The sequence below is a fragment of the Xanthobacter pollutisoli genome (genome assembly GCF_040044995.1).
In the GTDB taxonomy this organism is placed as follows: Bacteria; Pseudomonadota; Alphaproteobacteria; order Rhizobiales; family Xanthobacteraceae; genus Xanthobacter.
The window spans coordinates 1-11,646 of record NZ_JBDZDP010000003.1; the positions used below are offsets into that span (position 1 = coordinate 1).

The 11,646-nt window shown below is 68.4% G+C and carries 9 protein-coding genes and 1 tRNA gene; 1 reads left to right on the plus strand and 9 read right to left on the minus strand.

Annotation, left to right across the window (positions count from 1 at the left end):
- Positions 1 to 24: 24 nt before the first annotated feature.
- From ABLE93_RS08765 to ABLE93_RS08775, 3 genes are all read right to left on the minus strand, one after another.
- Positions 25 to 109: transfer RNA gene (locus tag ABLE93_RS08765), tRNA-Leu, on the minus strand.
- A 112-nt stretch (positions 110 to 221) separates the two neighbouring features.
- A complete protein-coding gene (locus tag ABLE93_RS08770) occupies positions 222 to 644 on the minus strand; it encodes a DoxX family protein (protein WP_348839372.1) in 423 nt (140 codons plus the stop codon).
- 113 nt (positions 645 to 757) lie between these two features.
- Entirely contained in the window at positions 758 to 1,165 is a 408-nt protein-coding gene (locus ABLE93_RS08775; protein WP_348839374.1) for a HesB/IscA family protein, read from the minus strand.
- A 237-nt stretch (positions 1,166 to 1,402) separates the two neighbouring features.
- Here ABLE93_RS08775 and ABLE93_RS08780 point away from each other — a divergent pair, with 237 nt between their 5' ends.
- Positions 1,403 to 5,122: a sensor domain-containing protein gene (locus ABLE93_RS08780; RefSeq protein WP_348839375.1), complete on the plus strand. Its 3,720-nt coding sequence runs from the start codon at positions 1,403 to 1,405 to the stop codon at positions 5,120 to 5,122.
- Between the two features lie 75 nt (positions 5,123 to 5,197).
- On the opposite strand, the gene ABLE93_RS08785 is transcribed toward ABLE93_RS08780, so the two are convergent.
- The 6 genes from ABLE93_RS08785 to ABLE93_RS08810 all read right to left on the minus strand — a co-directional run bounded on the left by ABLE93_RS08785 (position 5,198) and on the right by ABLE93_RS08810 (position 11,646).
- Positions 5,198 to 5,467, minus strand: coding sequence for a DUF1467 family protein (locus ABLE93_RS08785; RefSeq protein WP_348839377.1), 270 nt, complete (start codon positions 5,465 to 5,467; stop codon positions 5,198 to 5,200).
- A gap of 63 nt (positions 5,468 to 5,530) precedes the next feature.
- Entirely contained in the window at positions 5,531 to 5,935 is a 405-nt protein-coding gene (gene mce / locus ABLE93_RS08790) for a methylmalonyl-CoA epimerase (protein WP_348839379.1), read from the minus strand.
- 135 nt (positions 5,936 to 6,070) lie between these two features.
- Positions 6,071 to 7,741, minus strand: coding sequence for a ribonuclease J (locus tag ABLE93_RS08795; RefSeq protein WP_348839380.1), 1,671 nt, complete (start codon positions 7,739 to 7,741; stop codon positions 6,071 to 6,073).
- A gap of 177 nt (positions 7,742 to 7,918) precedes the next feature.
- Entirely contained in the window at positions 7,919 to 8,686 is a 768-nt protein-coding gene (locus tag ABLE93_RS08800; protein WP_348839382.1) for a biotin--[acetyl-CoA-carboxylase] ligase, read from the minus strand.
- A 3-nt stretch (positions 8,687 to 8,689) separates the two neighbouring features.
- Positions 8,690 to 10,120, minus strand: a complete 1,431-nt coding sequence (gene nuoN, locus ABLE93_RS08805) for an NADH-quinone oxidoreductase subunit NuoN (RefSeq protein WP_348839384.1) — start codon at positions 10,118 to 10,120, stop codon at positions 8,690 to 8,692.
- A 14-nt stretch (positions 10,121 to 10,134) separates the two neighbouring features.
- Positions 10,135 to 11,646: an NADH-quinone oxidoreductase subunit M gene (locus ABLE93_RS08810; RefSeq protein ID WP_348839386.1), complete on the minus strand. Its 1,512-nt coding sequence runs from the start codon at positions 11,644 to 11,646 to the stop codon at positions 10,135 to 10,137.

Sequence of the window (11,646 nt, forward strand, 5' to 3'; positions counted from 1 at the left end):
GAACGCCGATCTTCTCGCGGGGAATGGTGCGGACGGCGGGACTTGAACCCGCACGCCTTGCGGCGCAAGATTTTAAGTCTCGTGCGTCTACCGGTTTCGCCACGTCCGCCCCGCCGGGGCTCGGCCCGGCGGAGCGCGACTTTACAGCATGTTTCGCGCAAGGATGGTACCGGCGCGCGGCACCCGAGGCGCGGACGGCTGTGGATGGCCGGCCGGCCATGTCAGCGGCCGAGGCGCTCCCGCTCCAGGCGCCAGCATAGGATGGCGCCGACCATCAGGCCGCCGATGAGGCTGATGTGCTCCACCACCACGTGGAATTCGAAGAGCCGCTGCTGGCCTTCCATGGTCCAGAACGGATGCGCGATGGGGATGGTGAGCGCGGTGAACACCGCCAGCATGCCGAAGCCCAGCCACGCCATCCGGTTGGCGATCACCAGCGCCGATCCGCCGAGCAGCACCACGATGGCGAGCGGAACGAAAAAGCCGGCCGGCTCGACGCCGAAGAAGGAGAACAGCTCAAGCGCGCTGCCGAAATTGAACAGCTTGTCGAGGCCCGCCCCCCAGAAGATGAAGGTGAGGATGGCGCGGGCCACGAGGGCGAAGGCGGAACTCGAAAGGAGGGCAGCCAGAAAACGAGGGGTCAAGATGGCACCTTTGTGCGGTTGACGATGCGCGGCACGCCGACCGGCCGAAGCCCGGCGTGATGCGACGCCCTCTTGCAACCCCGTGCCTGAACGGCACCTGAACCGTGGCCGGCTCAGCCCGCGGCGGAAACCGCCTCGGCATCCACCGGGGTGATGGCGACGGACTCCCCGCAGCCGCAGGACGAGGTCTGGTTCGGATTGTTGAACACGAACTGGGAGGAGACCTTGTCGGTGCGGAAATCCATCTCGGTCCCGAGCAGGAACAGCACCGCCTTAGAATCCACCACCACCTTCACGCCCTTGTCCTCGACGACGGCGTCGAGAGGGGCAACCTCGGTGGTAAAGTCGAGCTTGTAGGACATTCCGGCGCAACCGCCGTTCTCCACGCCCACGCGAACCGCGGTGCCGGGCTCCGCCGAGGAGAGGATATCGGCGAGCCGCTCGGCGGCGGCATCGGTGATGCGGATGACGGGCGGCAGGCTGCGCCTCGGCCGCGCGGGGGACGATTCAACGACACTCATGACCGGTCTCCGGGCCGCGCCGGGTCAAGGACGGCGGGCCGTTGTACCACAAATGGTGGTTAAAGCGGGACGAGGCAAGGCGCATGATCGGCAAAGCTTACGGTCGCGGCTCGCAAATTTGCGCAATCTCCGGCACTTGGGGTCTTCGCGCTCTTTCATCTCGCGGTCACCACGGCCAAGATGGCGACCCGGGCTTTCTGGAAAAGCCACGCACACTCAGGGACCTGGACCGGCAGAATGAAGCGGCGCCTTGCCATCGCGCTTTCCCGGGTCGCAGCGCTCCTGGCGCTGGCGGCAACGTGGAGCCGCGACGCCGCCGCCGAGCCCATGCTCGCGAGCGCCAGCCTCGGCGGGGCACCTACGCTGCGGACCACGGCGCTGGCGCTGCTGACGGCGGCAATCATCGGCACGGCGGTTTTCATCGTCGCTCGGGGGCTTGCCCGTCGCCGCGCTGCTGCCGGCCTGCCGGCGGCGGGCAGCGGACCCATGCGGGCGGTAGCGGCGCTGCTCACGGTCGGCGCGATCCTCCTGGTGGTGACGATCCTCGTTTACCAGGCGAGTGTCCAGACCCTCATGGCCGACATGCGGCGCACCCTCACGCTCCTTGCCGAAGGGCAGGTGCGCAGCCTGGCCCAGGAGCGCCACCGGCTGGAAACCGGCGCCCTGGCGCTGGGCTCAAGCCGGCTGGTGGCGGAGGACGTCGCCGCCTGGCGCGCCTCGCCCTCTACCGAGCGGCGCGAGCGCCTTCGGCTCCTCCTGGGTGAGAGCGCGCGGGCCTTCGGCTTCGCCAACGCCGAGCTGTGGACCGGCAACGGCAGCTTTGTCCTCGCCTCGGGCCCCGACCCCGGCCGGGCGGAACTGGCCGACGCGGTACGCCGGGTGGCCGCCACCGGGCAGATGGTGGAAGCGCCGCCCTTTCGCGACGGCACCCATGCCGGCGCATTCGGCTTCCTGGTGAACGTCCCAGTGCGCGACGGCGCGCCCGAGAGCTGTTGCGTCCTGTTTCTCCAGTCGGCTGCGCGCATGGAAGGCCCCGCCATCCTTCGTGCGGTGTTCCGCACCGTACGCTCGGCCGAGGCCATCCTGGTGAGCGACGACTCCCGCGGGGGGACCCGCGTGACCCCCGCCCTCAGCCGCAACCAGACCGGCGTCGTGCCGCGCACCTTCGCCTCCGACCCTTATGACTTCGCCGTGGGTTCCGACCGGGCCGAGAAGCCCGGTATCGGGCAGGACCACCTGGGCCGGACGGTGCTCGCCGTGCGCGCGCCGGTACCCGGGGACCGCGGGGCACTGGTGCTGAAGGTGGAAAAGGACGAGATTCTCGCCGGCGCGCGCACTTCGGCCTTTCTCTCGGCAGCACTCGCGTGCGTGCTGCTGTTGCTTGGCCTCGCGGTGGGACGCGGCCTGCTCCAGAAGGCCCGCCTGCGGGAAGCCGCACGCGAACTCGCGGCCACGCGGGCGCTGAACGCCGCCGAGGCGCGCTTCCATGCCGCCTTCGAGCAGGCGGCCACCGGCATCCTGCACCTCGGCCTCGACGGCACGATCCTGCGCGCCAACGGCACCGCCTGCCGCATGCTGGGCCGGCCGGCCGACGAGTTGGTGGGCACCCGCCTGTGGACCCTGCGGGCGCCCGACGCCGGCGCCGACGGCCGCGATGTCATCCGCCCGCTCCTGGACGGTACGGCGACGGACATCGAGACAGAGGAGCGCATCGTCCATGAGGACGGCTCGCAAACCTGGCTCGCCTACACCTTCTCCCTGGTGCGGAACGCCGAGCAGGCCGCCGACCACATCCTGCTTGTGACGCAGGACATCTCCGCCCGCCACGCCGCCGAGGATGCCCTCAGGGAGAGCGAGGAGCGCTTCGACCTCGCGGTCAAGGGATCCGACCAGGGGGTGTGGGACATCGACCTGCGGACCGGCCACCTGTACCTGTCGCCACGCGCGCGCGAACTGGTGGGCATCGGTCCGCACGCGCCGTTCGACCTGCGCCATGCCTGGAATGAGCTGCTGCACCGCGAGGACCGCCGCAAGGTGGCCGCGGCCTGGACGGCGTTCGTGCGCGGCCGGGTGCCGACGCTGGAGCTGGAGATCCGCCTCAGGCTGCCTGACGGGCGCGACCACGAGCTGCGCGGGCACGGCCTCTCCGCCCGCGATGCCGGCGGCGCGGTGACCCGCGCGGTGGGGCTCATTGCCGACATCACCACTGCCATGCAGACCGAACGCCACCTGCGGCTCGCTGCCGCCGTGTTCGCCAGCTCCCACGACGGGCTGGTCGTCACCGACCTTAGCTCGCGCGTCTCGGCGGTCAATCCAGCCTTCTCGCGCATCACTGGCTATGCCGAGGAAGAGATCCTCGGCCAGAACATGCGGATTCTGCATTCTGGCCGGCACGACCGCGAATTCTACCGCGGCCTGTGGAACGGCCTGACCTCCACGGGCGCGTGGCAGGGCGAGATCTGGAACCGCCGCAAGAACGGGGAGATCTTCCTCCAGCAGCTGAACATCACAACCGTCTACGACGAGGCCGGCGCGCCGCAGAATTTCGTCGGCGCCTTCCAGGAGATCACCGAGGCGCGCCATTCCGAATTCGCCCTCGACCGGATCGCCCATTACGACCCCCTCACCGACCTGCCCAACCGAACCCTCCTCGCCTCTTTGCTCGATCTCGCCGTGAGCCGGCCGGGGGCCCGCTGCGCTGTGATGTTCGTGGACATCGACCGCTTCAAGTCCGTGAACGACAGCTTTGGCCACATCGCTGGCGACAGCGTGCTGAAGATGGCCGCCGATCGCATGCAGGCGGTGCTGGAAGGTGCAACGCTGGGCCGCTATGGCGCGGACGAGTTCGTCATCATCCTGGAAGACATCGGCGGGGCGGACAGTGCCGCCGGTGTCGCCACCCGCATCATCCAGGAACTTGGCCGTCCCTTCCAGCTGGGCGAGCCGGGCGAGATCTATCTTGGCGCCAGCGCCGGCATCAGCCTGTTCCCCGACGATGCCGAGACGCCGGCGACCTTGCTCCAGCATGCGGATTCGGCGCTCGCAGAAGCCAAGTCGCAGGGTCGCGGCAGCTACGCCTTCTACACCCACGCCCTCACCCGCGGCGCGCGCGTGCGCATGGAGCTCGAAGCCGACCTGCGGCGGGGCCTCGCCCGAAACGAGTTCGTGCTCAACTTCCAGCCCGTGGTCGATCTCGCCACCGGACGCATCATGGGCGCCGAGGCGCTGGTGCGCTGGCAGAGCCCGGTCCACGGCATCGTCACGCCCAACCGCTTCATCCCCCTTGCGGAAGAGACCGGCCTGATCGATGAGCTCGGAAGCTGGGTCATGGAAGACGCCTGCCGCCAGATGGCCGGCTGGCTGGACAAGGGCGCCCAGCTGGACTTCATCGCCGTCAATCTCTCGCCCCGCCAGTTCCAGCGCGGCGCCCTCTGCGAGCAGGTGGAAGAGACCCTGCGCCGCACCGGGCTTCCGGCGGAAAAGCTGGAGGTGGAGATCACCGAAAGCGTGCTGTTCGATGCCCGCGTCGCGGCCGAGCGCAAGCTGCGGCAGCTCAAGGACGCCGGCGTGCGCATCGCGCTCGACGATTTCGGCACGGGCTATTCCTCCCTCGCCTATCTCAAGCGCTTCCCCATCTCCAAGCTGAAGATCGACCGCAGCTTCGTGCGCGACCTGCCGCGCGCGGCGGACGGGGAAATCGCAACGGCGATCATCTCCATCGCCCGCGCGCTCGGCTTCTCGGTGGTGGCGGAAGGCATCGAGCACCCGCGCCAGAATGACTTCCTCAAGGCGCGCGGCTGCGACTTCGGCCAGGGCCACCTGTTCAGCCGCGCCCTGACCGGTGATCGCTTCCTGCGGCTCGCCCTCTCCGGCCCGCTGGCGCCCGTCCCGCCGAAGGCGCCGCTGGGAGGCCTGCCGCTTTCCACCGGGCCGGCGGGCAGCAGCTCGTTGCATTGAGGGCGTCGAGCGACGTCATCCCGCAGGTGCAGGTGGCAGGTGGCCGGCACGAGCGGGGTGCTGGGGCGTGTGCGGTCACTCCGCCGGCTTGAAGGGCAGCGGAATGTCCTCCAGCGCGATGATGCCGCTGGTCATGAGATAGACGATGCCGGCGGTGATGACGACGGCAAGCACGGTGGTGACCAACGCCTTCTGTAAAAGGCCCGGACGCACCGGCGCGCCGGGGTCCGTGCCAGGCGTCACGTCCGCGCTCTCTGCCTGGGAGCGCACGCCCCACGGCAGGACCGCGAACAGGGACACCCACCAGACGATGAAATAGATGGCGACGACGGCACCGACCGACACGGCATCTTCCTTGTTGGCCCGCGGCCCCGCCCGCTGACAGCGGCGAGGCCCGGCGGGTGAGGCTCAGGCCTGCTCCAGCTCGACGAGCGTGCCGTTGAAATCCTTGGGGTGCAGGAACAGCACCGGCTTGCCGTGGGCGCCGATCTTCGGCTCGCCCGAGCCGAGCACGCGGGCGCCCGCCGCCTTGAGCTGGTCGCGGGCCACGATGATGTCGTCCACCTCGTAGCACAAATGGTGGATGCCGCCGTCGGGGTTGCGCTCCAGGAACTTGGCGATGGGCGAATCCGCGCCGAGGGGCTCCAGGAACTCGATCTTGGTGTTCGGCAGAGTCACGAACACGGTGGTCACGCCGTGCTCCTGCTGGGGCACCGCGTCGGAGACGTCGGCGCCGAGGGTGTCGCGATAGAGCGCGGCGGCGGCGGAAATGTCGCGCACCGCGATGGCCACGTGATTGAGCCGTCCGATCATGTTTCCCTCCGGTTCATGAGCGATCCATAGCGCAACGCGCGAATGCGAGAAACACGGGCTTTGGTCCGGTGCAGCCCAAGACGGAATGAGGGACGGGAACCGCCCCTCCCCTGCCGCTCCGGTTCGCCCCGCGGCTCAGACTTCCAGCACGTGGACGTGGCAGACCGGCTTTTTCCCCCACACCGCATTCACCGCGGAGCGCACTGCCCGTTCCAGGCTCTCGGCGAGAGCCTCGGGATCGCGCCGGCGCGCCTTGGGCAGGTGGTCAAGCGTCGCGACCACCGTGTCGAGCACATGGTCGAGCATGTCGATGCCGCCCTCCCCCCGCTCCGGGACGCCGGTAATCTCTACCGAAGGATCGCCGGCGAGGCCGCCCTGGCGGTCCACGGCGACGGCGATGGAGACCGCGCCCACATAGCCGAGCTTGCGCCGCTCGGGGATCGCCCGCGCGCCGTCGGCCAGCAGCAGGCGGCCGTCCTTGTAGAGGCGGCCGAAGGGCAGATCATCGACGCGCTCCGCGGGCCCGGGAGCAAGGCGAATGACATGGCCGTCGTAGCAGGTCACCACCTCGGGCACGCCGAGGCTTTTGGCGAGCAAGGCATGCTCATGGAGGTGCAGCGCCTCGCCGTGCACCGGCACAGCCACCTGCGGACGCACCATGCGGTACATCTGCTCCAGCTCGCCGCGCCGCGGGTGGCCGGAGACATGGACCAGCGCCGAGCGGTCGGTGAGCACCTCCACCCCGCGCTTGATCAGCGCGTTGATGATGTGGTTCACCACCTTCTCGTTGCCGGGAATGGTGCGCGACGAGAACACCACGAGGTCGCCGGGCGAGAGGGCGATCTCCGGGTGGTCGTCGTCGGCGATGCGGCGCAGGGCGGCGCGCGGCTCGCCCTGGCTGCCGGTGAGGATGGCGACCACCTTGTCCCGCGGCAGGAAGCCGTAGGCCTCCGCCGTGCGGAAGGCCGGCACGCCATCCAGGAGCCCCTGCTCGCGGGCGACGCCGATGACGCGCTCCAACGCACGGCCCACCAGCACCACCTCGCGGCCGTTGGCGCGGGCGGCATCGGCGATGGCGCGAATGCGCGCGACGTTGGACGAGAAGGTGGTGAAGGCAACGCGATGCTTCGCCTTGCCGACGATGGCGGTGAGCGAGGCCGCCACTTCCGCCTCGGACGGCGAAATGCCCTCGCGGATGGCGTTGGTGGAATCGCAGATGATGGCGCGCACGCCCTCATCCCCCAGCGCGGTGAGGCGTGCCGTATCGGTGGGCTCGCCAATGAGGGGGGTGGGATCGAGCTTCCAGTCGCCAGTGTGGAGCACAAGGCCAGCGGCGGTGCGGATGGCGATGGCGTGGCTGTCCGGGATGGAATGGGCGACCGGAATGAACTCGACGATGAATGGCCCGATCTCCAGCGGCTGGCGCGAGCGCACCACGGTGATGGGCAATTCTGACGGCGCGCCCGGCTCACCGGCCCGCTTCGCCTCCATCAGGCCGGCGGTGAAGCGAGTGGTGAAGATGGGGCATTTCAGTCGGGGCCACAGGTCCAGAACCGCACCGATGTGGTCCTCATGCCCGTGGGTGAGGATGAGGCCGACGATGTTCTTGCGCTCGGCCTCCAGGAAGCGGATGTCGGGCAGCACGAGGTCGACGCCGGGCGCCTCCTCCCCCGCGAAGCTCATGCCGAGATCGACCACCAGCCAGCGCCGGGCCTTGCGCGGCCCAAAGCCGTAGAGGCCCAGATTCATGCCGATTTCGCCCACCCCGCCGAGGGGCGCGAAAACCAGTTCGTCGGTGGATGCCATCAAGAAATCACTTCCAAACGCGGCGCCCGACCCGTGGTGCCTGAGGAGCCGTACGGGGGTGCGGGCGCGCCGAAATATGGGAAGACCGCCCGCGGCGCGGGGGTCAGGAACAGGCGGGCCGGCGCATGATGGGGCCACCGCGCCGCAATGCAAGCCTTGAACGGCGGGCGGCCGCCTTCAGTCCGGCTTACGCAGCGACACGTCCCCCGCGGTGATGATCTCGGCCACGCCGTCGCGCCGACGCAGCATCATGGCACCGCGCGTGTCGATATTCTCGAAGCGGCCCACAACCTCGCGCTCGCCGATCTTCACGCTCACCTGGTCCCCCATGCCCAAGGCATAGCGCATCCAGTCGCTGCGGATGGCGGGGAAGCCGGTGCCGGCATTCCACTGGTTGAGCCGGACCGCCATGGCGAGGTCCAGCGCCTCGAGCATACGGTCGGGCGCCGTGGGTGCGCCGCATGCCTCAAGGCTCGTCGCCTTGTAGGGCAGGTCCTCGGGATGGTGCAGGCAATTGACGCCGAAGCCGATCACCGCCGCCGGGCGGCCGGAGGGATCGGTGCCGCCCTCCACCAGAATGCCGGCCACCTTGCCGCCTTCCAGCAGAAGATCATTGGGCCATTTCAGCTTCAGCGTGTCGCCGGCGATCTGCGGCGCGGCTGAAAGAACCGCGTCGCGCAGGGCGAGGCCGGCGACGAAGCACAATTGGGCAAGGTTCGCCACCGGCGCCGGATTGGGCAGCACCAAAGTGGCGAAGAGATTGCCCAGCTCCGATGTCCAGGGTCGCCCCCGGCGCCCGCGTCCGGCGGTCTGGATGTCGGCCACCAGCCACACGGGGAAGGTCTCGCCGCGCTGCAGGCGCGCCATTCCCTCGGCGTTGGTGGAGCCGATCTGCGTGAAACGGACTATGGGAACCGTGGAACCCTGGAATTCGTAATGAGCCATCGTTCAGAAGAGCGAACGGGCAGCGGCACCCGCCGCCTCGATGAGAGGAGCGGGATAGACGAAATAGAAGATGGTGAAAAGGCCGCTGACCGCCAGCACCGCCTTCAGCTCCGTCGGCATGGGGTCGAACGCCTCCACCGGCTCGTCGAAATACATGATCTTGACGATGCGCAGGTAATAGAAGGCGCCCACCACCGACGCGAGCACGCCCACCACCGACAGAGCATAGAGCCCGGCCTGGATGGCCGCGACGAACACGTAATATTTGGCGAGGAAGCCGGCCAGCGGCGGGATGCCCGCCAGCGAGAACATGAGGGCGGCGAGCATCAGCGCCATGAGGGGGCTGCGGCGCGCGAGGCCGGCGAGGTCGTCCACCGTCTCCACCGCATGGCCCTTGCGCCGCATGGTCAGGACGCAGGCGAAGGTGCCGAGAGTCATGACCACATAGATCGCCATATAGACCAGCACGCCGCGCACGCCCTCCGCCGTGCCGGCGGCGAGCCCCACCAGCGCGAATCCCATGTGGCCGATGGAGGAGTAGGCGAGCAGCCGCTTGATGTTGCGCTGGCCGATGGCGGCGAAGGCGCCGAGCACCATGGAGGCCAGCGACACGAAGGCGACGATCTGCTGCCACTGGTGGGTGACGTGGGGGAATGCCTCGATCACCACCCGCACGAAGATCGCCATGGCGGCAACCTTCGGCGCCGAGGCGAAGAAGGCTGTGACCGGTGTGGGCGCGCCCTCGTACACATCCGGCGTCCACATGTGGAACGGCACGGCGGACACCTTGAAGCACAGGCCGGCGAGCAGGAAGACGATGCCGAAGATGAGGCCGATGGTGGGCTCGTGCGCCACCGCGGCGATGCCGAGGAAATTCACCGAGCCGGTGAAGCCGTAGATCAGCGAGGCGCCGTAGAGCAGCATGCCGGACGAGAGGGCGCCGAGGACGAAATACTTCAAGCCCGCCTCGGTGGAGCGCACCGAGTCGCGGTTGATGGCCGCGACGACGTAGAGCGAAAGGCTCATCAGCTCGAGGCCGAGATAGAGGGCGATCAGGTCGCCGGCCGACACCAGCATGAACATGCCGAGGGTGGCGATGACGATGAGCACGGCATATTCGAACTTGGCCTGCTTCTCCCGCGCCTGCCAGTCCACCGCCATGATGAGGGACACCACCGCGCCGAGCACCGACAGCACCTTCATGAAGCGCCCGAAGGCGTCGATCACCAGCGCGCCGTGGAAGGCGGTGACCTCCGTCGCGGGCTGCAGCAGCACGAGCACGCCCGCCGCCGCCAGAACCGCGATGGCGAGGCCGGTGACCAGATTGGCGGACCCTTCCCCGCGGAACGCGCCGATCAGGATGAGCGCGATGGCCGAGACGGCGAGGAGCAGTTCCGGCAGGACCGCACCGAGGGGAGGCAGGAGCTGCGACATGGATGGTCCTCGGATCAGAAGCTCATGAGCAGGGCGGTCTTCACCGCCCCGGCCACGGAATCGGTGCGCGCGACGACCGCGTTCACCGCATGGGATGTCATGTTGAGGATGGGCGCCGGCCACACGCCGAACAGGATGGTGATGATGACCAGCGGCACCATGATCGCCACCTCGCGGGGGGTGAGGTCCATCATGGTTTTGAGCTTTTCCTTCTCCAGCGGGCCGAAGATGACGCGCAGGTACAGCCAAAGCGCGTAGCCGGCGGAGAGGATGACGCCCGTCGCCGCGAAGAAGGCGATCCAGGTGTTGCGCTCGAAGGCGGCGAGCATGGTGAGGAACTCGCCCACGAAGCCCGAGGTGCCCGGCAGGCCCACATTGGCCATGGTGAAGACCATGAGCACGGTGGCGTAGAGCGGCATGCGGTGGACGAGGCCGCCATAGGCCGCGATCTCGCGGGTGTGCAGGCGGTCGTAGATCACGCCGACGCACAGGAACAGCGCGCCCGAGACGAAGCCGTGGGAGATCATGAGGAACATGGCGCCCTGGAGGCCCTGTTCGTTCATGGCGAAGATGCCCATGGTGACGAAGCCCATGTGGGCGACGGACGAATAGGCGATGAGCTTCTTGATGTCCTCCTGCACCAGCGCGACGAGCGAGGTGTAGATGATGGCCACCACCGACAGGGCGAACACCATGGGCGCGAAATAGTGGCTCGCCTCGGGAAACATGGGCAGGGAGAAGCGCAGGAAGCCGTAGCCGCCCATCTTCAGGAGCACGCCGGCCAGGATCACAGAGCCGGCGGTGGGCGCCTCCACGTGGGCGTCGGGCAGCCAGGTGTGCACCGGCCACATGGGCATCTTCACCGCGAAGGACGCGAAGAAGGCGAGCCAGAGCCAGAACTGCATGCCCGACGGGAAGCCGAACTGCATGAGCGTCGGGACGTCCGTCGTGCCGGCCTTCCAGTACATGGCCATGATGGCGAGCATCATCAGCACGGAGCCGGCCAGGGTGTAGAGGAAGAACTTGAAGGCGGCGTAGATGCGCCGCGGACCGCCCCAGATGCCGATGATGAGGAACATCGGAATGAGGCCGCCCTCGAAGAAGAAGTAGAAGAGGACGAGGTCGAGCGCCGTGAAGGTGCCGAGCATCATGGTCTCGAGCACCAGGAAGGCGATCATGTATTCCTTCACGCGCTTATGCACGCTCTCCCAGGAGGCGAGGATGCAGAAGGGCATGAGGAAGGTGGTCAGGATCACGAACGGCAGCGAGATGCCATCGACGCCCATGTGATAGGCGGCGATCTCGCCGAGCCACGGCTTCTTCTCGACGAACTGGAAGCCCGGCTGGGCGGCATCGAAGCCGGGCAGCAGGAGCAGCGACACCACGAAGGTGACGAGCGTGGTCCACAGCGCCACCCAGCGGGCGTTGCGCGCAGAGACCTCGTCGTCGCCCCGCACCACCAGGATGAAGAGCGCGCCGACCAGCGGCAGGAAGGTGACGACGGAGAGGATGGGCCAGTCGGTCAT